General features: G+C 70.7%; 22 protein-coding genes and 2 pseudogenes. 17 read left to right on the forward strand and 7 right to left on the reverse strand.

Annotated features, from left to right (window positions below):
• The first annotated feature begins 203 nt into the window (after window positions 1–203).
• Window positions 204–335 carry a hypothetical protein gene (locus ACZ68L_RS02215; RefSeq protein WP_469573478.1) on the forward strand — a complete coding sequence of 44 codons (132 nt, stop codon included), beginning with the start codon at window positions 204–206 and terminating at the stop codon, window positions 333–335.
• Window positions 336–378: 43 nt separating this feature from the next.
• Here ACZ68L_RS02215 and ACZ68L_RS02220 read toward each other — a convergent pair whose 3' ends face one another.
• The gene (locus tag ACZ68L_RS02220) at window positions 379–1,566 is read right to left on the reverse strand and encodes an alpha/beta hydrolase family protein (protein WP_469573479.1); all 1,188 of its coding nucleotides are present in this window, start codon (window positions 1,564–1,566) and stop codon (window positions 379–381) included.
• 278 nt (window positions 1,567–1,844) lie between these two features.
• Here ACZ68L_RS02220 and ACZ68L_RS02225 point away from each other — a divergent pair, with 278 nt between their 5' ends.
• Window positions 1,845–2,498, forward strand: a complete 654-nt coding sequence (locus tag ACZ68L_RS02225) for a TetR/AcrR family transcriptional regulator (protein ID WP_469573986.1) — start codon at window positions 1,845–1,847, stop codon at window positions 2,496–2,498.
• Here the strand turns inward: ACZ68L_RS02225 and ACZ68L_RS02230 are convergent.
• Together ACZ68L_RS02230 and ACZ68L_RS02235 are read right to left on the reverse strand one after the other, a co-directional pair.
• Window positions 2,428–3,318 carry a MaoC family dehydratase gene (locus ACZ68L_RS02230; protein ID WP_469573481.1) on the reverse strand — a complete coding sequence of 297 codons (891 nt, stop codon included), beginning with the start codon at window positions 3,316–3,318 and terminating at the stop codon, window positions 2,428–2,430. The genes ACZ68L_RS02225 and ACZ68L_RS02230 overlap by 71 nt on opposite strands.
• 18 nt (window positions 3,319–3,336) lie before the next feature.
• Window positions 3,337–4,656, reverse strand: coding sequence for a 3-oxoacyl-ACP reductase (locus ACZ68L_RS02235; protein ID WP_469573483.1), 1,320 nt, complete (start codon window positions 4,654–4,656; stop codon window positions 3,337–3,339).
• 83 nt (window positions 4,657–4,739) lie between these two features.
• On the opposite strand from ACZ68L_RS02235, the pseudogene ACZ68L_RS02240 reads away from it, so the two are divergent.
• Window positions 4,740–5,099 (forward strand): annotated as a pseudogene (locus ACZ68L_RS02240) (acetyl-CoA C-acetyltransferase); the annotation flags it as partial.
• An 89-nt stretch (window positions 5,100–5,188) separates the two neighbouring features.
• Entirely contained in the window at window positions 5,189–7,093 is a 1,905-nt protein-coding gene (locus tag ACZ68L_RS02245; protein WP_469573485.1) for an AMP-dependent synthetase/ligase, read from the forward strand.
• Window positions 7,094–7,171: 78 nt separating this feature from the next.
• Here ACZ68L_RS02245 and ACZ68L_RS02250 read toward each other — a convergent pair whose 3' ends face one another.
• Entirely contained in the window at window positions 7,172–8,272 is a 1,101-nt protein-coding gene (locus ACZ68L_RS02250) for a glycosyltransferase (protein ID WP_469573487.1), read from the reverse strand.
• A 550-nt stretch (window positions 8,273–8,822) separates the two neighbouring features.
• Here ACZ68L_RS02250 and ACZ68L_RS02255 point away from each other — a divergent pair.
• The 6 genes and pseudogenes from ACZ68L_RS02255 to ACZ68L_RS02280 form a co-directional block, all read left to right on the forward strand.
• Window positions 8,823–8,981, forward strand: a pseudogene (locus ACZ68L_RS02255) (SH3 domain-containing protein); the annotation flags it as partial.
• A gap of 1,377 nt (window positions 8,982–10,358) precedes the next feature.
• Window positions 10,359–10,505: a hypothetical protein gene (locus ACZ68L_RS02260; protein WP_469574025.1), complete on the forward strand. Its 147-nt coding sequence runs from the start codon at window positions 10,359–10,361 to the stop codon at window positions 10,503–10,505.
• Between the two features lie 659 nt (window positions 10,506–11,164).
• Window positions 11,165–11,344, forward strand: a complete 180-nt coding sequence (locus ACZ68L_RS02265; protein WP_469573488.1) for a 2'-phosphotransferase — start codon at window positions 11,165–11,167, stop codon at window positions 11,342–11,344.
• 464 nt (window positions 11,345–11,808) lie between these two features.
• Window positions 11,809–12,672 (forward strand): isocitrate lyase/PEP mutase family protein, encoded by an 864-nt coding sequence (locus ACZ68L_RS02270; protein WP_469573490.1) that lies wholly within the window; start codon window positions 11,809–11,811, stop codon window positions 12,670–12,672.
• A 220-nt stretch (window positions 12,673–12,892) separates the two neighbouring features.
• On the forward strand, window positions 12,893–13,387 hold the full coding sequence (locus ACZ68L_RS02275) for a hypothetical protein (protein WP_469573492.1): 495 nt from the start codon (window positions 12,893–12,895) through the stop codon (window positions 13,385–13,387).
• 75 nt (window positions 13,388–13,462) lie between these two features.
• Window positions 13,463–13,609, forward strand: a complete 147-nt coding sequence (locus ACZ68L_RS02280; protein WP_469573495.1) for a hypothetical protein — start codon at window positions 13,463–13,465, stop codon at window positions 13,607–13,609.
• A gap of 118 nt (window positions 13,610–13,727) precedes the next feature.
• Here ACZ68L_RS02280 and ACZ68L_RS02285 read toward each other — a convergent pair whose 3' ends face one another.
• Window positions 13,728–14,858 carry a serine hydrolase domain-containing protein gene (locus tag ACZ68L_RS02285; RefSeq protein ID WP_469573496.1) on the reverse strand — a complete coding sequence of 377 codons (1,131 nt, stop codon included), beginning with the start codon at window positions 14,856–14,858 and terminating at the stop codon, window positions 13,728–13,730.
• Between the two features lie 309 nt (window positions 14,859–15,167).
• Here ACZ68L_RS02285 and ACZ68L_RS02290 point away from each other — a divergent pair, with 309 nt between their 5' ends.
• From ACZ68L_RS02290 to ACZ68L_RS02320, 7 genes are all read left to right on the forward strand, one after another.
• On the forward strand, window positions 15,168–15,902 hold the full coding sequence (locus ACZ68L_RS02290) for a GbsR/MarR family transcriptional regulator (RefSeq protein ID WP_469573498.1): 735 nt from the start codon (window positions 15,168–15,170) through the stop codon (window positions 15,900–15,902).
• A 427-nt stretch (window positions 15,903–16,329) separates the two neighbouring features.
• Window positions 16,330–17,274, forward strand: coding sequence for an LLM class F420-dependent oxidoreductase (locus tag ACZ68L_RS02295; protein ID WP_469573499.1), 945 nt, complete (start codon window positions 16,330–16,332; stop codon window positions 17,272–17,274).
• Window positions 17,275–17,284: 10 nt separating this feature from the next.
• On the forward strand, window positions 17,285–18,082 hold the full coding sequence (locus tag ACZ68L_RS02300; protein WP_469573501.1) for an SDR family NAD(P)-dependent oxidoreductase: 798 nt from the start codon (window positions 17,285–17,287) through the stop codon (window positions 18,080–18,082).
• Window positions 18,083–18,191: 109 nt separating this feature from the next.
• The gene (locus ACZ68L_RS02305) at window positions 18,192–19,319 is read left to right on the forward strand and encodes an LLM class flavin-dependent oxidoreductase (RefSeq protein ID WP_469573502.1); all 1,128 of its coding nucleotides are present in this window, start codon (window positions 18,192–18,194) and stop codon (window positions 19,317–19,319) included.
• A gap of 363 nt (window positions 19,320–19,682) precedes the next feature.
• Window positions 19,683–21,422, forward strand: a complete 1,740-nt coding sequence (locus ACZ68L_RS02310; RefSeq protein WP_469573504.1) for an N-acyl-D-amino-acid deacylase family protein — start codon at window positions 19,683–19,685, stop codon at window positions 21,420–21,422.
• A complete protein-coding gene (locus tag ACZ68L_RS02315; RefSeq protein ID WP_469573506.1) occupies window positions 21,419–22,900 on the forward strand; it encodes an aldehyde dehydrogenase family protein in 1,482 nt (493 codons plus the stop codon). The genes ACZ68L_RS02310 and ACZ68L_RS02315 overlap by 4 nt, the downstream gene beginning before the upstream one ends.
• A gap of 247 nt (window positions 22,901–23,147) precedes the next feature.
• A complete protein-coding gene (locus tag ACZ68L_RS02320; protein WP_469573508.1) occupies window positions 23,148–24,710 on the forward strand; it encodes an APC family permease in 1,563 nt (520 codons plus the stop codon).
• Between the two features lie 218 nt (window positions 24,711–24,928).
• Here ACZ68L_RS02320 and ACZ68L_RS02325 read toward each other — a convergent pair whose 3' ends face one another.
• Window positions 24,929–25,627 carry an endonuclease gene (locus ACZ68L_RS02325; protein ID WP_469573509.1) on the reverse strand — a complete coding sequence of 233 codons (699 nt, stop codon included), beginning with the start codon at window positions 25,625–25,627 and terminating at the stop codon, window positions 24,929–24,931.
• On the reverse strand, window positions 25,624–26,268 hold the full coding sequence (locus ACZ68L_RS02330; RefSeq protein ID WP_469573510.1) for a DNA polymerase ligase N-terminal domain-containing protein: 645 nt from the start codon (window positions 26,266–26,268) through the stop codon (window positions 25,624–25,626). Before ACZ68L_RS02330 ends, ACZ68L_RS02325 begins: the two co-directional genes overlap by 4 nt.
• Window positions 26,269–26,446: the final 178 nt, after the last annotated feature.

The following is a 26,446-nucleotide window of genomic DNA, read 5'->3' on the forward strand; positions in this document are numbered from 1 at the left end:
TTAAGCTGCTGCTTGGTTGACAGGTAGCCGCAGGATGCAGCCCCAGGCCGACAGCAGCACGAGGCCCACTGCTGTTGGTGACTCGGGTCGGCCTGCCCTCCCCGACACGAAGGCGAGCCCGCCCGCCCTGAGCGTGAAGACGATGATTCCGATGATCCGGTGTCGTCGGCTGCCTCGGTCCCCTTCCTGCTGCAATAGAGCCGATGCATGCGGCTGCGGCCCGTATCGCTGCCGCGCAGGCATCGTTGGACCTGATCGAGTGCGCGCTGGGCTGCGAGCACGGCGACTTCACCCGGTGCCCGCACTACCGCACGCACGTGGCACTCGGGCTCTGAGCACCACGTGTGTGCGTGACGCGCGCGCCTCGTCCGGGCCGGATCAGTGCTGGAATTCGACCTCGGGGTTGTCCGGTGTCGGGCCGTCCAGGAGCGGCTGGGGCGTGCCCTGCAGATGCAGATCGAAGAAGGCCGCGACATAGTCCCGGGTGATCCGCATCGAGCGTTCGCCGGAGAGCGGTACCTCGGGGTCGACGATGCCCAGCTGGTCTCCGAGTGCGGGGACATCGGTGAAGGTGAAGTGGCCGGAGCCGGTGACGGTCAGCCAGCGCTTCCAGCCGTCCAGCTGCGCCCAGCCCTTGTCCCAGCTCTCGTCCTCACCGCCGGGACGGTGGTCGGAGGCGGTGCCGAGCATCAGGAACGGTCTGCCGTCGAGTCCGCCTGCGGGTACCGGGTCGAAGAAGGTGCCGTCCATGTCGACCCCGGCGTGCACGCGGTGGTCGGCGGCCATCGTCGAGGCGGTGGCGTTGCCGCCGATGGAATGGCCGGCCATGCCGATCCGGTCCGGGTCGATCATGCGGGCGTGACGCCAGGCCGGGTGCCGGCCGGTCAGCCGGTCCAGTACGAAGGAGAGGTCCTTGGCCCGCCCCGTGGCCACGGCTGCGATCCCCGTCGTCGCGGTCTGTTCGCAGGCGGCGCAGGTGAGCAGGCGCCCGCCGGGGAAGGTGGTGCCGGTGGACTCGTAGGCGTGGTCGACCGTCGCGACGACGTATCCACGGCTGGCCAGGTCCTCGGCCAGGCCGGTCAGCGTCGTCCGCGGTGTGCCGAAGCCGGGGGAGAGCACCACCAGCGGGAACCGGCCGGGTGCCGGGCGGGCGGCCGTCCACGCGTGGGTGAGGGTGGCGCTGACCGTGGTCGCGGGGACCACGTCTTCCAGCCCGCGGGACGCCAGCATGAGCCTGGCTTCGTCCGTGGTCATGTACGGCGCGTTCGTCGTGCCGCTGCCGGGCCGGGCCGGGTAGTGGACCGACACCATCAACTGCCGGGCGCCCGCCGCCGGGACCCAGGGGTCCGGTCGGCTCCGGTCGGTCAGATGCAGGGTGTCCCGGCCCGTTGTGTACGGTCCGGTCGGCCGGGGGACTTCGAGGGACGGTCCGGTGACGGCGTGCGCCGTAGGGGCCGCATCGGGGCGGGGTGCGGGGCCCGGGGCGGCTAACGCGGTCGTGGGCGAGGCGAGCAGGACGGCCAGGGTGAACGCCGTGGCCGTGGCCCGGCTGCGAAGACTGATCATGGTGAAGACGCTACGGATCCGGCCGTGCCGGAACATCGCACGCAGGGGGGATCCCTGTCCCACCACAGGAGGATCCCGGGTCCCGGGATCACATCGTGGTGGGACAGGGGATCCCGGGTTCCGGGAGACATGACTTCCGATGGAGGTGCGACCGGCCGCTCCGCGGCCGCGGAAGCCCTCACCGTACGACGGGCGAGGGGCCTGCGCCGTACTCTTGCCGAGGAGCAGGTCAGCGGGGGTGGGAGGAAGTCGACGTGGGTGCTGTGAAGAGCAAACGGATGCCACGTGCCGTGCGTGAGCAGCAGATGATGGACGCCGCCGTGCAGACCTTCGGGCAGCGTGGATACCGTGCCGCCTCGATGGACGAGATCGCCGAACTGGCCGGGGTGTCCAAGCCGCTGGTCTATCTGTACCTCAACTCCAAAGAAGAGCTCTTCACCGCCTGTATCCGGCGTGAGGCGAAGGCACTGGTCGACGCGGTGCAAGCGGGGGCGGAGCCGGGGCTTCCGGCCGATCGGCAACTGTGGGCCGGGCTACGCGCGTTCTTCACGCACACGGCGGAACATCCGGACGGCTGGGCGGTGCTGCACCGGCAGGCGCGCACGCACGGGGAGCCCTTCGCCACCGAGGTCACGGTGATGCGGGACGAGATCGTTGCGTTCGTGACGGGTCTGATCGGGGCCGCGGCCCGCGAGGCGCACCACGATCCGGGCCTGCCCGACCGTGATGTGTCGGGGCTGGCGCAGGCGCTCGTGGGGGCCGCGGAATCGCTCGCCGAGTGGGCGAACGAGACCCCGGGCGTCTCGGCGAAGGAAGCCGCGGCCACCCTGATGAACTTCGCCTGGGCGGGGCTGGAGAACCTTATGAACGGCCGTCCGTGGCAGCCGCCGAACCCGTCGGCGGGCCGGGAGCGCCGCGCGTCGTCCCGGTGAGGTGGACGCGCCCCGCACCGCGCAACTGGAAGCCGGTGGCGTCCGCCGCGTAGGTGACGGTGGCCGGCAGCAGGACGGGGGCCCTGAAGTCGGCCCGCACCCAACGGATCTCATCGGGTTCCGGCGCCTCGGCCAGGCAGCGGGCGACGGTCCACATGCCGTGGGCGATGGCCCGGGGGAAGCCGAACAGCCGGGCGGTGAGCGGATACAGGTGGATCGGGTTCCGGTCGCCCGACGCGGCGCCGTATCGGCGTCCCAGATCACCGTGCAGCCGCCACTCGGCCACGACGGGAAGCTCCGCGGCCGGTCCCGGGGCCCCGGCCGTGTCGGCCGTGCCCGCCGTGTCGGGCGCGTCGGCTGTACGAGCCGCGTCGGGCACACCGGTCGCGTGCCGGGACAGATAGCCGCTGCGGGACTCCCAGACCAGCTCGCCCGACCGGCGCGCCTCGGTGACCATCGTGACCTCGGTGCCGCGCCGGTGCGGGGCCAGACCGTCGGCGTACACCGTGAGTTCGAGCAGATCGGCCGGGTGCGGGACCCGGTGGCGGGTGATCTCGATCCAGGTGTGGACGAGCCCGACGACCGGCAGCGGGAACCTCCGGGCGGCCATCAGACGCAGCGCGAGCGGGAAGCCCAGGACATGCGGGTAGGTGAGCGGCAGCGGGCCCGACTCGCGGAAGCCGCAGATCCGGTTGTACGAGGCGAGCGGGCCGGGGGCGATCGGCGCGGCCGGGAGCACCGCACGGCCGGTGGGCATGGTGGCTCCGGGTCGGCCGCCCCGCTTGAACGGGGAGGTGACGGCTGCCCGTACGAGGGTCATGTTCGTATGCGGCACGGGTCACGCCCCCAGCAGGCTCTGGCCACAGACCCGGACGATCTGGCCGTTGACGGCCGTCGACGCGGGCTGGGCGAACCAGGCGGTCGTCTCGGCGACGTCGACCGGAAGGCCGCCCTGCGAGAGGGAGTTCATCCGGCGGCCCGCCTCCCGGATGAAGAGAGGGACGGCGGCGGTCATCCTCGTCTCGATGAAGCCCGGGGCCACCGCGTTGACCGTGACGCCGTGGTCGGCGGCGGCGCGGGGAGCCAGTGAACGGACCAGGCCGATGACGCCCGCCTTGCCGGCCGCGTAGTTCGTCTGCCCGTTGTTGCCCGCGATGCCGGCGATGGACGCGGTGGCGACGATCCGGCCGCCGCGACGGACGGTGCCCGCCTTGAGCAGGGCGTCCGTGGTGCGCAGCACGCTGTCCAGATTGACGTCGACGACCGAGGCCCAGCGGTCGGCCGGCATGTTGGCGAGCCGGCGGTCGCGGGTGATGCCCGCGTTGTGGACGAGGACGTTGAGACCGCCCGGGACCGCCGCGGCGATCCGCTCCGCGGCGTCGTCCGCGGTGATGTCCAGCGGCAGGGCCGCGGCGCCGAGCCGGTCCGCGGTACGGGCGAGCTCGTCCTTCGCCTGCGGGATGTCGAGGCAGACGACGCGGGCGCCGTCCCGCGCCAGCACGGAGGCCACTGAGGCGCCGATGCCGCGCGCGGCGCCGGTGACCAGCGCGGTGCGCCCGGCGAGCGGGACCTCCCAGTCGGCGACGGGATCGGGGGCGGCCGAGGTCAGCTCGATCACCTGACCACTGACGTACGCGGACCGGGGGGAGAGGAGGAAGCGGAGGGTGGACCCGGCCGAGGCGAGGGCGTCCGGTGCGACACGGAGCAGTTGTACGGTGGCGCCCCTGCCGATCTCCTTGCCCAGTGAGCGTACGAAGCCTTCGAGGGCCTGCTGGGCGGCGGCCTGGTGATGGTCGTCGGCCGACGGCCGCACGCCCACCACCACGACGCGTCCGCCCGGCGCCAGCGAACGGATCACGGGATGCAGCGCCGCGTGGACGTCGGCGAGCCCGCGCGGGGTGTCGACGGCCGTCGCGTCCACCACCATCCCCGCAGGGTGTTCGGCGCGTGCGGTGACGTCGAGTCCGGTCGCCGTGAGAAGTGCGCCGAGTTCCTCCGTGACGGCGGAGTTCCCGGCGGTGAGGTGCAGCAATGGCCCGTCCAGCGACGGGGTTTCCGGCGACCAGCGGCGCAACGGGGCGGGCTGCGGAAGGCCGAGCCGCCGGGTCAGAAATCGGCCGGGTGCTGTGCCGGTGAAGTGCAGATAGCGGTCGGCCATTGTCCGGACTCCCTGCTCGGTCGTAGATTTACTCCAAAGTAAGGTTACTCAAGAGTCAGGAGCTGGTCGAGATGATCCCCCTCCACGTGGGCGGTGAGGACGGCCTCCTGATGGCGCCCGCGTACGCCGTACCGCGCATGCTGGAGCGCGCCGGGCTCACCATCGAGGACTTCGACCTGTTCGAGATCCACGAGGCCTTCGCCTCCCAGGTGCTGGCCACCCTCGCGGCCTGGGAGAAACAGGGCCTGGCCCCCGTCGACCGGGCGAAGCTCAACGTCGCCGGCTCCTCGCTGGCCACCGGCCATCCGTTCGCCGCGACCGGCGCACGAATCGTCGCCACCCTGGCCGAGCTCCTCGCCGAGCGCGAGGGTCCGGGCCGGGGCCTGATCTCCATCTGCGCGGCGGGCGGCCAAGGCGTCACCGCCATCCTCGAACGCGCGTGACACCCCGGAAACCCGACACGGGCCGCCGGACGAAACGGCCGCCGGACGGACCCGGCAGAGCCACCCGACCCCACGTTCAGGAGCCGCACATGTCCACGCCACCCACCTCCGACGCCGTCCCCGCCCTCGTCGAGCCGACCAAGGTCAGAGCCGCGGACGGCTCGGTGCGACAGGTCTCCGTACCTCCCTTCGCGGCCCCCGTCCGCCGCGGCTCACTCGCCGAGATCCCGTTCGACAACGCCCGCGAAGCACCGGCCGAGGCCGTCCTCAGCCGGAAGCAGCCGGACGGCGGCTGGCAGGACGTGACGGCCGCGGAGTTCGCCGACGAAGTGCTCGCCGTCGCCAAGGGCCTCATCGCGGAGGGGCTCGGCGCCGGGGACCGGATCGCGATCATGGCCCGGACGACCTACGAATGGACGCTGCTCGACTTCGCGGCCTGGGCCGCCGGGCTCGTCACCGTCCCCATCTACCCGACCTCCTCCGCCTTCCAGGCCCGCTGGATCCTCCAGGACTCGGGCGCCGTCGCGTGCGCCGTCGAGACCGTGGACCAGGGCCGGCTGATCAGCCAGGAACGCAAGCAGCTCGGCGACCTCGCCCATCTGTGGCAGTTCGACACGGGCACGCTCGGCCGGCTGAAGAAGCTCGGCCGGGACGTCCCCGACGACGCGGTCACCGCCCGCCGCGCCACGCTGGAACCGGAGACCCCGGCCACCCTCATCTACACCTCGGGCACCACGGGCCGCCCCAAGGGCTGCGTCCTCACCCACGGCAACTTCTTCGCCGAGGTCGACAACGCGATCGAGCTCCTCCACCCGGTCTTCAAGTCGGTCAGCACGTACCCGGCGTCCACGCTCCTCTTCCTCCCCCTCTCCCACGTCTTCGGGCGCATGGTCGCGATCGGCTGTCTGCGGGCCCGGGTCCGCCTCGGCCACGCCCCGTCCATCCGGACCGAGGACCTCCTCGCCGATCTGGCCGGATTCCGGCCGTCGTTCCTGCTGGCCATCCCGTACGTGCTGGAGAAGGTCTACAACACCGGCCGCGCCACGGCCGAGAAGATGGGCCGCGCCTCGTCGTTCGACCGCGCCGCGCGGATCGCCCAGCGGTACGGACAGGCCGTCGAGGCCGCCGAACACGGCACGGGCCCCGGCCCCGGCCCGGTCCTCCGGGCGGCCCGCGCGCTCTACGACCCCCTGGTCTACCGCCGGATCCGGGCCGCACTCGGCGGACACGTCCGGTACGCGATCTGCGGCGGCTCCCCGCTGGGCCGCCGGCTCGCCTCCTTCTACGCGGGCGCGGGCATCGAGATCTTCGAGGGCTACAGCCTGACGGAGACCACCGCGGCCGCCACCGTCACCCCACCGCTCAAACCGCGCCTCGGCACCGTCGGCTGGCCGCTGCCCGGCACCGCCGTACGGATCGCGGACGACGGCGAGGTGCTGCTCAGCGGCGGCCAGGTGTTCCAGGGCTACTGGGACGCCGAACGCGGTGAGGCCGTACCGGAGCGCGACGGCGGCTGGTTCGCCACCGGTGATCTCGGCGCCCTCGACGAGGACGGCTACCTCACGATCACCGGCCGCAAGAAGGACATCATCATCACCTCCGGCGGCAAGAACGTCACCCCGGCACCCCTGGAGGACTGGCTGCGCGCCCACCCCCTGATCAGCCAGTGCATGGTGGTCGGCGACAACCGCTCGTTCATCGGCGCCCTGATCACCCTGGAGCCGGACGGACTCGCCCACTGGCGGCGGATGACGAAGAAGCAGGACGTGCCGATCCGGGACCTCGTCGGCGACGACGAGCTGCGCGCGGCCCTGCAACGGGCGGTCGACGAGGCCAACCGGCTGGTCTCCCGCGCCGAGTCGATCCGTACATTCACCGTGCTGCCCGTGGACTTCACCGAGGACGGCGGGCACCTGACGCCGTCGCTGAAGCTGAAGCGCGACGCGATCGCGCGGGACTTCGAGGCGGAGATCGAGGCGCTGTACCGGAAGTGACCGCAGGGGCGGCACATCGTCACCGGAACCGGACCTCCGGGCCTCTGCGGGATTCCTCCCGGCAGTCCCGCGCGTTTGTCATGCGATCCGCGCGCGGGCAAAAGTGGCGGGCGTCGACCGGGCGGAGAGCTCGGCGGTACGGTCGGCCGCGAATGTCCGGTTCATGATGGTCTGTTCGCGATGGGTGGCCGGAAGGTCGGGCAGGGAGAGGAGGCGATCGCAGGAAGTCAGTGACCCGCGCGGGTCGCCGGTCCAGTACGAGGTGATGGAGTGCTCGAAGAGCAGGCCCCAGCTGTAGATCCAGGGTTCCATGAACAGCCAGTCCTCGGGGGCTGGACGGCCCAGGCCGGCGGTGACGACGGCGTGAGCCGCTTGATAGCGCCCCATCTTCCTCAACCGGGAAGCCAGTTCGTAGCAGGCCTCCAACCGCTGCGGCCGGTTCTCCCACGCGCGGGTGAGAGCGTCCATGGCGTCCGGCCAGTCACCGCGGTCGGCCTTGAGTACGCCCACCTGCAGCAGGGCGTAGTACACCTCCTCGTCCCATCCGCCCATGCCGGCCCGGCGCTCGTAGGCCGCGATCGCTTCCCGGGTCTCACCCATGTCACGGAGAGTCTGCGCGAGGTAGAAGACCGTGCGGGGATTGTCCGGATCGCGCTTGAGGTCCTCACGCAGCAGGCGGGCATCCCGGGTGAACTTGTCCCCGCGCGAGCCGCCGTCGGCGAAGTGCTCGATGCTGAGCGCCGAGAGATTGGCGACGGTGTGCTGTTGATCGGCGGTCAGGTACTCGTGGGTCGCGCCCTCGTAGCGCCACGGGAGGTGCCCTCTGACCAGCCTGGGGATGCGGTACTCAAGGGGGCCGAGATGGCGCAGCATGTAGGAGTCGGCGCTCAGTTCGGACAGTTCGGACAGCGGGCCGTCCCGTCGGACGGCCATGTCGGCGTCGATGAGCAGGAGATAGTCGGCCTTGCCGTGTGCGCGCTGGATGTTCAGGGTGCGGTTGTGGCCGAAATTGGTCCATGGGTCCTCGTGGAGCTCCCCCGGAATCCCCTTCATCGTGGCGCGGATCAGTTCTTGTGTTCCGTCACGTGAGCCGGTGTCGGAGATGACCCATGCGTCCACCAGGTCGCGGAGGGAGTTCAGGCATCGTTCGATGACCTGCGCCTCGTCCTTGACAATCATGCACAGGCAGATTGACGGCTTGTGATGCGGTGCGGATGACCGTTCTTCAGTGGAGCGGTCGATCAGATTTGTCATATACATTTCCCGATCTGGCTTTGATGGAGTAACACCCCACGGGGAATTGGCGCAGTGTGCGGGATCAGCCGATCCGGTCACCGCGGAGAGCGACGCTAGTGCGCTGGAATCCGGTGGCCGCGACGCGACACGGGGTTGTCTGCGTGGCCTGCCCGGAATGGTCAGCGGATCAACCAGTCGTTTCCTGGCGGCAGATGGCCGAAGGATTTCTCCTCCACACAGGGGGCTGTCTGCACCCAGTCGGTAGATCAGCGGCGTGGCGCATATGCCTTTCCTGTGTTGTTCCTGTCACAGTCACGGCTCCGACGCACGCAGATCCCGTAAGGAATCCGAGATGCACAAATCGAGAAGCTGGGACATTCTGTCCCGTTCAACCTTGGGCGCCATGTCGCTGGGACTGACCCTGGCGCTGTGCCCCATGGACATCGCTCATGGAGCGCCGAGTCCTTCGGGCACGCAGGCGGCCAACCGGGCGATGGCCGGCCGGGTGGCGGCCAGTGTGTCCGGGACGGTGATCTCCCAGACCTCTCAGAACATCCGCAGTGGCCCCACCACCGCGTCGGCGATCGTGGGCAGCGTGCCGTCCGGCGGCACGGTGTCCATCGCCTGCCAGGTGGTCGGCCAGAACGTCGACGGAAACTCGATGTGGTACCTGCTGTCCAACGGCAGCGGCTGGATGAGCGCCCGCTACATCACGACGCAGACCACGGTTCCGTTCTGTGACGACTTCCCGGGAAGCGGCGCCACCGGCCCCACGGGTCCCACCGGCCCGACGGGGCCGACGGGCCCGACGGGGGCTCACGGTTCTACCGGTCCGACGGGCGCGACGGGTGCGACGGGTCTGCATGGCGCGACTGGTGCCACGGGTGCGACTGGTGCCAACGGCACCAACGGCACCAACGGTGCCAACGGTGCCACGGGCGCCACCGGTCCTGCCGGTCCGACGGGTGCGACGGGTCTGCAGGGCGCGACCGGTGCCACGGGTGCGTCAGGTGCTGTCGGTGCTCACGGTCCGACCGGTGCTACCGGTCCGACGGGTGCGACGGGTCTGCAGGGCGCGACCGGTGCCACCGGCGCGTCTGGTGCCAACGGCGCCAACGGTGCTACGGGTCCTGCCGGTCCGACGGGTGCGACCGGTGTCAACGGCGCCACGGGTGCGACGGGTGCCACTGGTGCCACGGGTGCGACGGGTCTGCAGGGCGCGACCGGCGCGACCGGTGCCAACGGCGCCAACGGCGCCACGGGTCCGACGGGCGCGACGGGTGCCACTGGCGCCACGGGTGCGGCCGGTGCCAATGGTGCTGATGGTGCTACGGGTCCTGCCGGTCCGACGGGTGCGACGGGTCTGCAGGGCGCGACCGGTGCCACCGGCGCGTCTGGTGCCAACGGCGCCACGGGTCCGACGGGTGCCACGGGTGCCGCCGGTACTAATGGTGCGGATGGTGCGACGGGTCCTGCCGGTCCGACGGGTGCCACGGGTGCCGCCGGTACTAATGGTGCGGACGGTGCGACGGGTCCTGCCGGTCCGACGGGTGCCACGGGTGCCACGGGTGAGGCCGGGGCCAATGGTGCTACGGGTCCTGCCGGTCCGACGGGTGCCGCTGGTACCAATGGTGCGGATGGTGCGACGGGTCCTGCCGGTCCGACGGGTGCCACGGGTGCCGCTGGTACTAATGGTGCGGATGGTGCGACGGGTCCTGCCGGTCCGACGGGTGCCACGGGTGCCGCTGGTACCAATGGTGCGGACGGTGCGACGGGTCCTGCCGGTCCGACGGGTGCCACGGGTGCCGCTGGTACTAATGGTGCGGACGGTGCGACGGGTCCTGCCGGTCCGACGGGCGCCACGGGTGCCGCCGGTACCAACGGTGCGACGGGTGCCACCGGTCCGACGGGACCTGTTGGCCCGTCCCAGACCGCCACCAGCGCCGCCACGCTGGTGCCCGCTGGAGGCAGCGTTCAGGACATCACGGCGACATGCCCCGCCGGAACCGTGGTGACCGGCGGAGGTGCCGTGAACCAGTTGCAGAACCCGGACATCATCTGGACCGCGAGCTCTCCGGACACCTCCACCAACACCTGGCACGTCTCGGCGTACAACAATGGCGCCACCCCGCAGACCGTTCAGTCCTACGCGGTCTGCATCCCCTCCGGTTCGTGAAGTGACTAGCCACAAGGGGAACGAACAGGAATCCGCGTAGGGGCCGGAACAGTCCCCCGTGGTAGCTGCCGCAGCAGATGAAGCGCCTTCTGCTGCGGCAGCTTCCTGTCCATTCCGGTACATCGCACAGCCCCCGAGTTCCCGACCGGTGCGACCGCGCCGGCGCGCGCCGGCCGTACTCCCGTGAAGGGGCCGGCTCAGGTACTCGGGGGCCGACGCGTCTGCCGAGGCAGCCCGCCACGCGCTGACGTTCCCTGCGTACGGCCCGAGCGTCGGCCGCGTCACCGACCTCAACTCGCCTTCCCCGCACGGCACACAACGCGTCCGGTGGCACGGGGCGGCCCGCTCCGCCCGGCCAGTTTCCCTCCACGCATGGACGAAGCGGCAGCGGACGACTTCAACCGTCCGACGACGCGCGCCTGAGTGGAGGAGAGCCTCGCGCCGGGCGAGCGGATCGACCGCTCGGAGCGGCTGCGCGGCGGGTGGACCTCGCGGATGCGCAGGCTGGACGTCTCCGGCCCGCAGGGCGGACGTTCGCTCGTACTAAGGTCCTTCGTCAAGCCCTTCCACGTGCCCACTGTTCGACGGCGTCGGCGCTGCTGCACGGCTTCCCGGCCGGGATGAGCTTCCCTGCGAAATACGCTGACGCGGGTGGGGAGTTGGCGCGGGATGCGACGGACCACCTGTACTGGCGGCTGCTGGACGCGCCGGCCTGCGCCCCGGACGCGGAGAAGATCGCGGTCCCGTGGCGGGAGCCGGGGTGGTCCGATCCGACGGCCGAGGTGCTCACGGCACGGCTGGAGGAGTACCTGCAGGGCCTGTTCGACCGGTTCGGCTGAGCCGCCACGGCTCCGGGGCCCGGCGTCGTGCCCCGCTCCTCAGCAGGACCGTCACCCCGGTTACCGAAGGTGCGCCGCATCGGCGATGTCGATGATCCGAAGGGAAACGGTCCCGGTTTCGTGACGTCGTCAACCTGTCAACGGCACATACCCGCGAAGTGTCGTACGCAAGGTCAAGCGCGGCGTGTCCCTGGGTAAAGGGACGGTCACGTCTGTATAGGTATACGCGTCTTCGTAAAAGAGGGCAGTTTTCGCTTCCCGGTGTTCCCGCACTCGCCGCATCAGCCGACTGCTGAACCGCCGGAACCCGCGAGCCGCCGATTCACCTCCCGGTGTTCCGGCGGCTCTTGGTCCCGGCCCGGTCCCGGTATCACCGGATTCCACTTCATTGAGCCGCCGCTCGGCGCATCAGCGATGCGCCGTGCGCCGATTCATGAATCAACGAGCCATTGCAAGGAGACGCTGTGCGTTACGGAAGTGCGCTGAGGGAAGAAGTCCGATCCCCGGGAACCACTCCCCTCATCGGTATTTACGACATGTATTCGGCGTCCGTCGTCGCCCGGCACTACGACGGATTCTTCGTGTCCGGATTCGGCTTCGCCGCCTCCCACTACGGGCTCCCCGACATCGGCTTCATCGCCTGGCCGGACATGGTGGCCTTCGTGGAGCGGCTGCGGCTGGCCTTCCCCTCCCACCACCTGCTGGTCGACATCGACGACGGCTATGTCGACCCCGAGGTCGCCTGCCACGTGGTGCAGCGGCTGGAGCGGATCGGCGCGTCCGGCATCATCCTGGAGGACCAGAAGCGCCCCCGCAGGTGCGGTCACGCGGACGGCAAGCAGGTGCTCCCGCTGGAGGAGTACCTGGAGAAGCTCAACCTCGTGCTGGAGAGCAGGCGCGATCTGGTGGTCGTCGCCCGCACGGACGCCACGGAGGAGGACGACATTCTCCGCCGGGCGCAGGCGCTGGCCGAGACGGACGCCGATGTCGTCCTGGTCGACGGGGTGCGCAGCGTCGAGTGGATCCGGCGCATCCGCAAGGTGGTCGGGGACAAGCCGCTGCTCTTCAACCAGATCGCGGGCGGGAAGTCCCCGAGGCTGTCGCTCTCCGAACTGACGGATCTGGACTGCCAGGTGGCCATCTACAGCACCCCGTGCCTCTTCGCCGCACACGCCGCCATCGACGCCGCGCTCACGGATCTCAAGCAGTCCGACGGGCGGCTTCCCGAGTTCACTCCCTCCGGCGGAATCGGTGTGCGGCGTTCGACGGAACTGCTGGAGAAGAACATCAGCAGGCACCACGCCCTCCGTGAGCCCGTGTCCGTCTGACGCGCACTTCGACGCGTTTCCTCCGACGCGTTTTCACCGGCGCGCTCTTCCGACGCGGACGACGCGCCGGGAGCGGGCGGCCCGGCGCGTCACGGTGCCGCCCGAACACCGGGGCCCGGCGGCACACTTCACGCGTCACCGGGGACCCGGCGCACCCGAGCCACAACGAAACAGGCCGTGCCCGGACCGGGTCCGTGCGGCCGGAAGGAAGAGCCGGATCATGGGATTCACCTCGTCGAAGGCGCGCGCGGCCCTGGTGGTCGCCCTCAGCGCGCTCTGCCAGGGCCAGTTGGCCGCCGGCACCGCCTGGGCCGACGCCCCCGACGGCGGCATGGAGACGCACCATGGGCCCTCGTTGGTCACCATCGACAACTCCAACGCCGACTCCTGGCTGGAAGTGGACCGGACCCTCAACGTGCTGGGCCCGTTCAGCAAGGGCACGGCGGGCAGCGACCACGACGGCGGCGGGGGCGCGATCGACCAGAACGTTTCGAGTTCGCAGGGCGTGGGCGTCCAGGCCGCGCCGGACGAGCAGGCGGACGAGGAGGAGGAAGAGGACGAGGTAGCGGTGAGCCCCGGGAACGCGACGGCTCCGGGCGGCGCGGCGAGGCCCGAGAGCGCGGCGACGGGAGGGGACGACGACGAGGGCGACGCCGACCGGGAGTCCACCCGTGCGCCGGGCCCGTCGGGCGCATCCGCACCGTCGCGGCCCTGAGAGGACCGGCCCTGGGAGACCGGCCCCGAGGGCACCGGGTCGGCCGGCGCCGGGGGAGGCGGCGTTCGCGCGCTGGTGGCGCCGTGCGAGGGCGGGGCCGGCGACCGCTTCCGGCTGCGCTGGACCGCGGTCTGCGAGGACGTGAACTGCTACGACGGGAGCAAGTCCCCGACCCGGGTGGAGATCGACGGCAAGTTCCTCTTCCGGGACGCCCGCGCCTGACCCGGGACGCCTGTGCCCGTACCCGCACCGCGCGGCCATGCTTCGGCCGCGCGGTGCGCGGGCGTCGGCCGGGATGAGCGGGCTGACCCGGCCCGCACGGGTCCACTCCGCTCGGCCCTTACCGAGCCGTCTCGGCCGCGTCGGCCGGCCCCGCCTGCCCGCAGCCGAACACCTCCTTGACGAGCCTTTGCGTCGCGCTCCCGAACGCCGCTGCCATGGACAGTGCGGCGTCGTCGACATAGTTCAGCGCGGCGGTCAGGGTCTTGCCGCCGTCGGGCGTGCTGTACATCAGCGCCGCATGGCCCGCCATGCCACCGTTGTGGGTGATGACGATGCCGCCGTCTTCGCCCGCGTCCTGCACGAACACCCCCAGGCCGTAGCCGGCCTTGGGATGCGGCTTGCACATCTCGGCCAGTAGCGGGGCCGGCAGGAGCTTGCCGCCCATCAGTGCGGAGATGAACGTGTGGAGGTCCTGGGTTGTCGAGATCATGTCTCCGCCGGTGGAGATCCAGGAGGGGTTCTGGCGGGTGACGTCGACCGTCTTCTGTCGGCCGGCGTCCTCGTACCGGTAGTAGGCATGGGGGTGCGGCTCGGGGATCTCCGGACTGGTGTCCGGCACCACGGTGTCCGACAGCCCGAGCGGTCCCAGGATCAGCCGCTGCATCTCCTCGGCGAGCGAGTGGCCGGTGACCTTCTCGATCAGCAGCCTGGCCAGCACGTAGTTGGTGTTGGAGTAGCTCCAGTCCGTTCCCGGCTCGAACCGCGCCGGCTTGGACGACGCCAGCCGTGCCAGTTCTTCCGGCCGGTAGGTCTTGAACCGGTTGCCCACCCACTCCTGGCCCGCGGTCGTGGCGGGGATCCCCGGTGCGAACGTCCCGTCGTCGTAGTACTCGCCGGTGAAGTTGAACACCCCGCTGGTGTGCTGCAGCAGCATCCGCACCGTGATCCTCGGGTCCAGCCCGAACCCGGGCAGGTGGTCGGCCACCGGGGCGTCCAGCCCGATCGTGCCCTCGGCCACCAGTTGCAGCACCACGGTCGCGGTGAAGGTCTTGGTGTTGCTGCCTATCCGGACGTGCCCGTTCGTCGGCGGCTTCACGGTCCCGCCCAGCTCGCGCACCCCGGCGCTGCCGACCCACTCGCCCCGCTCGTCGTGCACGCGCATCGTCACCCCGGTGAAACCGGACTCGGCCATCTCCTCGATGGCCTTCTGCAGCTCCGGGCGGTCCTGGTCGGTGAGAGTGATGGACATGGTCGTGTGCTCCTTCGGGACTGTTACGGAGTTCAGCTGAACGGATGTGACCGCCGCGCTTGGGGGGGGGCTCCTTCCACAGGCCGCGCGGTGGTTCGGCGTTCCGAATGTTGCTGACAATGGAAACGCTACGTTGCATTCATGGATGGGGCAATTGATTCGTTGCGCATATGCATCGTCGTGGCAGGTGAAGCCCAGGCAATCATTGCAATGGTGTTAAATTCAATGCAACAACCCTACGTCTGTGCGTTGCAATTGATTGGCGGTGAACGCTATGGTGGGGACACCACGGACACGAAGGAGGCCGCGATGCCGGGAGGCAGGCTCACCCAGCAGGAACGCCAGCAGATCGCGCTGGGACTGGCCGACGGCCTCGCTTACGCGGAGATCGCCCGACGCCTCGACCGTCCGACCTCGACGATCACGCGTGAGGTGATGCGCAATGGCGGCCCCACCGCCTACCGCGCCGACCTCGCCCACCGCGCCACCGAACGCCGCGCCCACCGTCGCAGAAAGGCTGCGCCCCGAGACCCCGGCGCGCCCGCGCAGGCCCACGGACGCGATGCCGAGGCCGTACGCGAGTACGAGGAGACGTTCACCACCGTCTTCATGCAATCGGGCCTGCCCAAAATGACGGCCCGGGTGCTGGCAGGCCTCTACACCACCGACGCCGGCAGCCTCACCGCCTCCGAACTCGCCGGGCGCCTCCAGGTCAGCCCGGCATCGGTCTCCAAGGCGGTCGCGTTCCTCGAAAGCCAGGGCCTCATCCGCCGGGAACGCGACGAACGCCGCCGCGAACGCTATGTCGTCGACGACGACGTCATGTACCAGTCCACGATGGCCGGCGCCCGGTCCACCGCCCGCCTCGGCGAGATCGCCCGGCAGGGTGTGGGCGTCCTCGGCCACGGCACGCCGGCCGCCGCCCGCCTGGAGAACATCGCCCGCTTCGTCGACTTCGTCTCGGAGAGCATCGCCCGCGCCGCGGATCAGGCCCGCGAGGTCCTCCACACGAAACCCGAAAGGACCTCGGACAGCCCTTCCTGAGCCACCTGCGCATCGCGGTCCGGTGGCCTCGGCGACCGCCGCCGCGTCGACCGAGCCGGTGTGCGGAGAGCTCGTCCATCCGCTCCCGGGCCTTCGCCGTGCCCGTTCCCGTCGCCCTCGTTGGCGGGCGGTGCGGCCGCACCAGCTCCGAGGACCGTCGTTCCTCCGGCGCCTGGAGCGGCGCCACCAGGTCCGCCGCAGCCGCCCACCGGGTGGTGTCCGCGGGTGCGGCACGTCACCGGGGCGGCTGACGGCGTGGTGTCCGGCGTGGTGGCGGCCGTCCTGGTGGCGGTGGCCGCCCGGGTGTGCGCCGGACGCCGCACCGGATCGCCCCCGCCTCTTGTCTGATGTGACGTCAGGTACGACGATGGCCCCCGCGCCCGTCAGTTGACGATGCGTCAGATTCCCTCGGGAAGGAGGCCGTTCGGTGCCGATACTGCCCACCGGGCCGCTGTCGTACGGGATGCAGCTCCCGATTCAGTCGCAGAGCACCATCTACGCCGAGGGGTGGGAGGTCGAGGCCACCCCCGCCGACCTCGCCGAGATCGCCCGCACCGCCGACCGCACCGGCTTCGCCTATCTGGCGAGCTGCGACCACGTGGCGATCCCGCGGCGGCTGGCCGGGGTGATGAGCACCGTCTGGTACGACCCGGTCGCCACCCTCGCCTTTCTCGCGGGGATCACCGAGCGGGTCCTGCTGATGAGCCATGTCGCCGTCGTCGGCCTGCGGCACCCGCTGGTCTCCGCCAAGCAGTACGCCACCCTCGACCACCTCTGCGGCGGCCGGCTGATCCTCGGGGTCGGGGCCGGGCACGTGCCCGAGGAGTTCCGGGCGCTCGGGGCGGACTTCGACGGGCGGGGCGGGGTCCTCGACGAGACCATCGACGCGCTGAAGGCGGCGCTGGGCCCCGAGGAGTACCCGGAGTTCGCGGGGGAGCGGTTCTCCTTCGCCGGTCTCGGGCAGCGGCCGCGTCCGGCCCAGGAGCGGGTGCCGGTCTGGGTGGGGGGATCCTCGCCCGCCGCCGTGCGCCGGGCCGCGGTGCGGGGCGACGGCTGGCTGCCGCAGGGTGATCCGCGGGAGAGGCTGCCCGCGCAGATCGCCCGGCTGAGGGAGCTGCGCGAGGCGGCCGGGATCGAGGACCCGATCGTCATCGGTGCGATCACCGAGCCGCTGTACGTCGGTGAGCCGGAGTGGTCCGTGGGGCGGCGCACCCTCAAGGGGAAGCCGGAGGCCGTCGCCGAGTCGCTGCGCGCGTACGGGGACATGGGCGTCCACCAGATCCAGGTGCGGTTCCGCAGTCGGAGCCGTAGCGAACTGACCGACCAGATGGCGGCGTTCGCCGCCGAGGTCGCACCCCATCTCGACAGGTAGGAGTCAGGACATGGGCAAGCTGGACGGACGGGTCGTACTGATCAGCGGCGCGGCGCGCGGACAGGGCGAGCAGGAGGCGCGGCTCTTCGCCGCGGAGGGTGCGCGGGTGGTGATCGCCGATGTGCTCGAAGAACAGGGCGAAGCGCTGGCCAAGGAGCTGCGGGAGGAGCTGGGGGAGGACGTGGCCCGGTTCGTGCGGCTGGATGTGAGCCGGGAGGAGGACTGGGGGGCCGCCGTCGCCGCCGCGAAGGACGCCTTCGGGAAGATCGACGGGCTGGTCAACAACGCGGGGATCCTCCGGTTCAACGAGCTGGTGGCCACGCCGCTGGAGGAGTTCCAGCAGGTGGTGCAGGTCAACCAGGTGGGTGCGTTCCTCGGGATCAAGAACGTCGCGCCGGAGATCGAGGCCGCCGGTGGCGGGACCATCGTCAACACCGCCTCGTACACGGGGCTGACGGGCATGGCGTTCGTGGGCGCGTACGCCGCCACCAAGCACGCGGTGCTCGGGCTGACCAAGGTGGCGGCGGTGGAGCTGGCCGCGAAGGGGATACGGGTCAACGCCCTGTGCCCCGGGGCCGTGGACACCGCGATGACCAATCCGGCGGCGCTGGACCCGGGCGCGGATCCGGAGGAGTCCAGGGCGGCGGTGGCCGAGCTGTACCGCAAGCTCGTACCGCTGGGGCGGATCGGGCAGCCGGAGGAGGTGGCCGCGCTGGCGCTCTTCCTGACCTCGGACGACTCCTCGTACATCACCGGGCAGCCGTTCGTCATCGATGGCGGATGGCTGGCCGGAGTGAGTCTGTTCTGAATATACCTGACGGTGCGTCAGGTATTGACGGGTACGGGTGCCGGTGGAACAGTCGGACGCATCACGATCTGACGATGTGTCAGAAGTCGATTGAGGACGGTGAATCCCCTTGGAATTCGGGCTCTTTGTACAGGGGTACGTGCCCGCCGCGCGGGCCAGGACCGACCCCGAGGCAGAGCACAAGGCGCTGATCGAGGAGACCGAGTACGTCATCCAGGCGGACAAGTCCGGCTTCAAGTACGCCTGGGCCTCCGAGCACCACTTCCTGGAGGAGTACTCGCATCTCTCGGCCAACGATGTGTACCTGGGCTACCTCGCGCACGCCACCGACCGCATCCACCTCGGATCCGGCATCTTCAACCCGCTCGCCCCTGTCAACCACCCGGTGAAGGTGGCCGAGAAGGTCGCCATGCTCGACCACCTCTCCGAGGGCCGGTTCGAATTCGGCTCCGGACGCGGGGCCGGCAGTCACGAGATCCTGGGTTTCATGCCGGGCATCACCGACATGAACCACACCAAGGAACTCTGGGAGGAGACCATCGCCGAGTTCCCCAAGATGTGGCTCCAGGACGAGTACGTCGGCTTCCAGGGCAAGCACTGGTCACTGCCGCCGCGCAAGATCCTGCCCAAGCCGTACGGGAAGTCGCACCCGGCGATGTGGTACGCGGCCGGTTCGCCGTCCTCGTACGCGATGGCGGGAAAGAAGGGGCTCGGTGTGCTGGGCTTCAGCGTGCAGAAGGTCTCCGACATGGAGTGGGTCGTCGAGTCGTACAAGACGGCCGTCAAGGAGGCCGAACCCGTCGGCGACTTCGTCAACGACAACGTCATGGTGACCTCCACGGCCATCTGCGCCGAGACGCACGCCAAGGCCGTCGAGATCGCGGTGGGCGGCGGGCTGAACTACCTGCAGTCACTGCTGTTCCGCTACCACGACACGTTCCCCCGGCCGGAGGGCATCCCGGAGTGGCCCGAGCTGCTGCCGGAGTACTCCGAGGAGATCATCGAGCTCCTGATCGCCGAGGAGCTGATGATCTGCGGCGATCCGGACGAGGTGCTGGCGCAGTGCAAGCGGTGGGAGCAGGCGGGGGCCGACCAGCTGAGCTTCGGGCTGCCGATCGGGATCAGCCCTGAGGACACGCTGAACTCGATCAAGCTGATCGGCGAGCACGTGATCCCGAAGATCGACACGGACCCGGTGCACCGGACCTCGCGGTTCCGGGGGGCGGCGGGGGCGTAGGGGGTGGGCGTCCGTGGCGGTGGTGGTGCGGGTGCGGGTTCGTCTGTGGGGGTGTGGGTGCGCCTGCGGCGGGCCTGTTCCCCTACCCGCCCCTTCCCGTAACCGGGGCTCTGCCCCGGACCTCGCGCCTCAATCGCCGGCGGGGCTGGTTTTCGGCTCTGCCCCGGACCTCGCGCCTCAATGGCCGGGGGGCTGGTTTTCTGCTCCGCCCCCGGACCCCGCGCCTCAATTGCCGGCGGGGCTGGAAGCAGCGGCGTCTTCCCGGACCGCCGCTCCGTGAGCCGGGGTGCGTACCGCGGCCGTGCGCACCCCGGCCGCACACCCCCGCACCTGCCACAGGAAACACGGAAGGGAACCCCCGTCATGCTCGACCACCTCATCCGCGGCGCGACCGTCGTGGACGGCACAGGCGGACCCTCGTACCCCGCCGACGTCGGCCTCCGCGACGGCCGCATCGCCGTCATCGCCGAACCGGGCACGCTCACCGAGGAAGCCGTCACCGCCGAGGACGCCACCGGCCTGGTCCTCGCCCCCGGCTTCGTCGACCCGCACACCCACTACGACGCCCAGCTCTTCTGGGACCCGTACGCCACCCCGTCCATGAACCACGGCGTCACCACCGTCGCCGGGGGCAACTGCGGATTCACCCTCGCCCCGCTCCATCCCGGACGCCCCGAGGACGCCGACTACACCCGCCGCATGATGGCGCGGGTGGAGGGCATGGCCCTCAAGGCCCTGGAGGAGGGCGTCGACTGGACCTGGTCCAGCTTCCGTGAATACCTCGACGCGCTCGAAGGACGGATCGCCGTCAACGCCGGGTTCATGGTCGGCCACTGCGCCCTGCGCAGGCACGTCATGGGCGCCGACGCGATCGGTGGACAGCCCACCCCCGAACAGCTCGACGCCATGCTCGCCCTCTTCCACGACGCGATGGACGCCGGAGCCTGGGGGCTGTCCACCACCCAGTCCGCCACCCACTCCGACGGGGACGGACAACCGGTCGCCTCCCGGCACGCGCTCCCCGAGGAACTCCTCGCCCTGTCCCGTGCCGTCGGCGAACACGAGGGCACCCAGCTCGAAGCGATCGTCGCGGGCTGCCTCGACCAGTTCTCCGACGAGGAGATCGAGCTCCTCGTCGACATGACCGCCACCGCCGGCCGCCCGCTGAACTGGAACGTCCTCACCATCGACGCCGCCGTGCCCGAGCGCGTACCGCGCCAGCTCGTGCCCAGCGAACGCGCCCGCCGGGCCGGCGGCCGGATCGTCGCCCTCACCATGCCGATCCTCACGCCCATGAACATGTCACTGGGCACCTTCTGCGCGCTCAACCTGATCCCCGGCTGGGGCGACATCCTCGCCCTCCCCGTCCCCGAACGCATCGAGCGGCTGCGCGACGCGGACACCCGCGCCGAAATGCTCCGTCGAGCCGACAGCAAGGAGGCCGGTGTCTTCCGCCGCCTCGCCGACTTCGGCCGGTACGTCATCGGGGACACCTACAGCGCGGCCAACGACGGGCTCGGCGGCCGTGTCGTGGGCGACATCGCCGCCGAACGCGGACAGGATCCCTTCCACTGCCTCGTCGAGATCTGCGCCGAGGACGGGCTGCGTACGGTGCTGTGGCCCATGCCCACCGACAACGACCCCGACTCCTGGGAGCTGCGCCGCCGCACCTGGGCGCACGAGGACGTCATGCTCGGCGGCTCCGACGCGGGCGCGCACCTGGACCGCATGTGCGGCGCCCCGTACACCACCCGCTTCCTCGGCGACTGCCTGCGCCGACGCGGACTCGTCCCGCTCGAACAGGCCGTGCGGATGCTCACCGACGATCCCGCCCGTCTCTTCGGGCTCCGCGACCGCGGCCGGATCGAGGAGGGCTTCCACGCCGATCTCGTCCTCTTCGACCCCGAGCGCATCGACGCCGGGCCCGCCACCCTCGTGCACGACCTGCCCGGCGACAGCCCCCGCCTCGACTCCAAGGCCATCGGCATCGTGTCGGTCCGGGTCAACGGCGTGGAGACCCTGCGCGACGACAAGGTGACCGGCGCGGTCCCCGGTACGGTGCTGCGCTCCGGCCGCGACACCCGGACGGTGAGCACCGTATGAGCGACGGAACCGTGACGCGCGACGGGAAGCAGCGTCTGTTCATCGGCGGGCGGTGGACCGAACCCGACCACGGCCACTACGAGGTGATCAACCCGGCCACGGAGGAAGTCGTCGGCCTCGCCCCCGAGGCGAGCCGCGAGCAGGTGTACGCGGCGGCGGCCGCGGCCCGCGAGGCCTTCGCCGACTGGTCGCGCACCCGTCCCGAGGAGCGGGCCGCCATCCTGGACCGGGCCGCCGACCTGATGCAGCGCGACCTCGCCGGCAACGCCGCGCTCGCCCAGGCGGAGAGCGGCGCCACCACCGGGACGGCCAGGGGCATGCAGGTCGCCGTCGGCGCCGCCCGCTTCCGCCGGTACGCCAGGGGGGCTCTGGAGCCGGTCGAGGAAGCCGTCGCACCGCAGATCAACGAGGCCGGTCCGATGGGGCGGGCCGGTGTCTTCGGGGCACTGGCCGTACGCCAGCCGGTCGGCGTCGTCACCTGCGTCACCTCGTACAACAACCCGTGGGCCAACCCGGCCGGCAAGGTCGCTCCGGCCCTGGCCATGGGCAACACGGTCGTCGTGAAACCCGCGCCGCAGGACCCGCTCTCCGTCTACCGGATGGCCGAGGCGCTCGCAGAGGCGGGCGTTCCGGCGGGCGTGGTCAACGTCGTCACCGGCTCGGGGCCGGAGGCGGGCGAGGCCGCCGTCGACTCACCGGACGTCGACATGGTCAGCTTCACCGGCTCCACGGCCGTCGGACAGCGCATCGCCGAGGTGTGCGGGCGTTCCATGAAGCGGCAGTTGATGGAGCTGGGCGGCAAGGGGGCCGCCGTCGTTCTCGACGACGCGGACCTCGACTCCGCGGCGGCGGGCATCGGCACCACGTTCTCCTTCTACAGCGGCCAGATCTGTACGGCCCCGACCCGCGTCCTCGTCCAGCGCGGCGCCCATGACGCCCTGATCGACAAGCTCACCGCGTACGCGGGGTATCTGAAGGTCGGGGACCCGACGGCCCGGGGCACGGTCGTCGGCCCGGTCATCTCCGCCGCCCACCGCGACCGCGTCGAGTCGTACGTCGAACTCGGCCGGAAGGAGGGGGCGAGGATCGTCACGGGCGGCGAACGGCCGACCGGTCTCGACCGGGGCTTCTACGTCGCACCCACCCTCCTCGCCGACTGCACCAACGACATGCGCGTCGTCCGGGAGGAGATCTTCGGCCCGGTCGTCGTGGTCGTCCCCTTCGACGACGAGGAGGAGGGCATCGCACTCGCCAACGACAGCGACTACGGGCTGATCAACTACGTCTGGTCCTCGGACGTGGCACGGGCCTTCCGGGTGGCCCGGCGACTGCGGGCCGGCGGGGTCGGCGTGAACACCATCGGCCGGAACATGGAGGCCCCGTTCGGCGGGTTCAAGAAGAGCGGTGTCGGGCGCGACGTCGGCTCGTACGCCCTGCACGCGTACAGCGAACTCCAGGCGATCGTCTGGCCGGGCTGAGGCGGCACACCCCGTGAGTGTCCGCTGAGCGGACACTCACGGGAAAATTTTGAATCACCACAAAACGGACAGTGCTGCGATTCTCGTATGGCGTTGCGATCGGGCATCAACCTCGCATCGGAAGGGGGTTTCTGAAATTGGCCTTCAATTCAATCCTGCGTAACCGTCATGTTGCTTGAATTTAAAGGGTGAGTTGGCGGAGTCTCAGCCTCCGAATGTGGATATCGCAGCGCATACCGTCCTCTACATGACACAGTTGGACGCGCGGCCGCAGGCCGGAGACCCAGTACGGGACACCGCCCCGGCCGACGGTGTACGCGGCAAGGGCCTCGGCGGGAACTCCGTCGGCCTGATGGGCAGCGCCGTCATCGGGATCTCCACCGTCGCCCCCGTCTACTGCCTCACCTCCACCCTCGGTTCCACCGCGGGTGAGGTCGGCCTGCAGATGCCCGCCGTCTTCCTGGCCGGCTTCCTGCCGATGCTGCTCGTCGCATTCGCGTACCGCGAACTCAACAAGGCCGTGCCGGACTGCGGTACGTCCTTCACCTGGACGGTGAAGGCGTTCGGCCCGCGCGTCGGCTGGATGTGCGGCTGGGGCCTGGTCATCGCGACGATCATCGTGCTGTCGAACCTGGCGGGCGTCGCCACCTCGTACTTCTGGCTGCTGGCGGGCGAGATCTCGGGCAGCGACTCGATCGCCGCCCTGGACCACAACAAGCCCGTCCACATCCTCACCTGTCTGGTCCTGATCGCGGTCGCCACGGCGATCAGCTACCGCGGGATGACGGCCACCAAGGGCATCCAGTACGCCCTGGTGGGCCTTCAGCTCGTCGTCCTCGCGCTGTTCGTGGTGATGGCCGTGCACAAGGCGCACAGCGGGGAGTTCGCCTCGTCGCTGCACTTCTCCTGGTCCTGGCTGAACCCGTTCGCGGTGAAGTCGTTCGCGACGTTCACGGCGGGCCTGTCGCTGTCCATCTTCATGTTCTGGGGGTGGGACGCCTGTCTGACCGCCAACGAGGAGACCATCGGCAGCGAGAAGACCCCCGGACGCGCCGCCCTCATCGCGATGGTCGTGCTCGTCGGCTCCTACCTGGCGACCGGTGTCGCCGCCCAGATGGCCGTCGGCTCCGGCGGCTCGGGTCTCGGCCTCGCCAACCCGGACACCTCCGACAACGTCTTCGCCGCACTCGCCGGCCCGATCATGGGTCCCGGCCTCGGCGTCCTGCTCTTCATCGCCGTCCTGGCCTCCGCCGCCGCCAGCCTGCAGACCACCTTCATCCCGGTGGCCCGCACGGTCCTGGCGATGTCCACGTACGAGGCCCTGCCCGCCTCCTACGCCCGCGTCCACCCGCGCTTCAAGACCCCGGGGAGGGCCACCATCACGGCGGGCGTGGCGACCGGCGTCTTCTACACGGTCATGACCCTCGTCAGCGAGCACGTGCTGGTCGACACGATCTACGCGCTCGGCCTCATGATCTGCTTCTACTACGCGCTGACGGCCTTCGCCTGTGCCTGGTACTTCCGCGCCGAACTGACCCGCTCGGTCCGCGACCTGGTCTTCAAGGGCCTCTTCCCGGTCCTCGGCGGCATCCTGCTCGCCGCGGTCTTCGGCAAGACCCTCTACGACATGTGGGACCCGGCGTACGGCTCCGGTTCGTCCGTCTTCGGGGTCGGCTCGGTCTTCGTGATCGGTGTCGGGCTGCTGCTGCTCGGGGTGGTGCTGATGCTGGTGATGCAGCGCCGCAGCCCGGCGTTCTTCCGCGGTGAGGTGCTGACGAAGGAGACTCCGGCGCTGGTGGTGGAGGACTGAGGGCCGGACGCCTCCGGGCGCGCGCGGCGCTCAGTCCGTCGTCGCCGGGGCCGGCCGGCATTCCTCAGCCGGGCGGCCACCGCGGGGGCGTAGACGGCCGGCCCCGCGCCACGGACGCGTCCCGGAGCGCGGGCCCGTGCTCCGACGGTGGCCGCCGGAGCCTGTGCCCGGACCCGAGCTCGGGTGCGCGTTACGGTCGGTCGGCGGTCGGGCCGGCCTCAGACGGCCCGTGCCCTGACGTCGTCCACGACGTGCTTGTCCAGCGCCGCGCGCACCAGAGCGGCCGCGAGCTCGGCGGGCCCGTGGTCGCCCGCCTGCTCGGCCTGTTCGTCCGGCCCGGCCTCTCCGGCTTCCCCGGCCTGCTCCGCGAGCCGCGCCAGCTTCGCCGGTGAGGCGGGCAGACCGAGTTTCTCGGCGCCCTGCAGTGCCTTTCCGTCCAGGAACGGCGCCGTCTCCGGCCACACCGCCTGTACCTCGCGTACGAAGATGTCCGCACCGGCCGGGCCCATGCCCGGGGTCCTGCGCAGCCCGGCCCGCAGGATGTCCAGATCGCCGTCGGCCTCCCCGCGCAGTCGCCGCAGGTCGCCCCCGTACTCGACCAGCAGGAGCTCCGCCCCGTCGGCGAGCTGGGTGGCGGTCCGTTCGTCGTAGCGCCGGTAGCCGCCCTCGCCGAGCGCGTCGACGCGCTCCTGCCACGTCGACCCGATCATCCGGTCCGGGGACCGCAGGCCATGGGCGAACAGTGCACGCGCCGCCGCCACGGCCACGGACGCCCGGATGCGGGCGCTCAACAGATCGCTGAGGACGAGCAGTTGGTACAGGGGCTGGGGAGCGTTCCGCAACCGGATGCCGGCCTCGGCGGCATACGTGGTGCCGTAACGGCTGAGCAGAACCTCCACGGTGCCGCGGGCGGTCACCGGGACCCGCCCCCTTCCTCGGCCGCGACCTGCTGCAGGGTGCGCCCCGTACGGGCCGAACGTGCGCGGTACGGGTCGGGTGTGCCCGGCCCGTCATGGGTGGCGCGCCCGTCCCTTGCCTTGATCAGCAGCCATATCTCCCCGCTCGGCGCGTCGCTCTCGTCGCGTGCCTTGAAGCGCGTGAGGGCGAACTCGCCGTGCAGCTTGGTGCCGTCGAGCCAGAAGGTCGCGTGCCCGTTCTCCAGGGACTCCTCGAACGGCACCGGTCTGCCCCGGCGGTCGTGGCTGAGCGGCCGGTAGGTGCCCTGGTCCCACACGATCACCGTGCCGCCGCCGTACTCGCCCTTGGTGATGACGCCCTCGAACGTCCGGTACTCCAGCGGATGGTCCTCCGTGGGGACCGCCAGCCGCCGCTCGCGGGGATTCTCCGAAGGCCCGCGCGGCACCGCCCATGATTTCAGTACACCGCCGACCTCCAGCCGGAAATCGAAGTGCATGCGGCGCGCCTGATGGATCTGCACGACGAAGCAGGGCGCCGCGCCCGCCCCCTCGCCGTCACCGCGTGGCTCCGCCGTCGCGTCGAAGTGCCGTTTGCCGCGATGGTCCCGGAGCCGGTCGTCGTTCCCGCCGGTCACATCCATGCGGACACCTCCTCCGGCAGCCCCGCCCGGTGCCCCTCTTCCACTGTGACGCCGCCCGCCGTGAAGCGCACAGGGACGGGCGGGGCGGGGACGGGTTCGCCGAGAGCCCGTGTGGACGGAGCGAGTATGTCGATGTCAAGTATCTTGACATCGAGAAACCCTCCCGGCAGTCTTCCCT

The sequence above is a fragment of the Streptomyces sp. NPDC104309 genome (assembly GCF_055584025.1).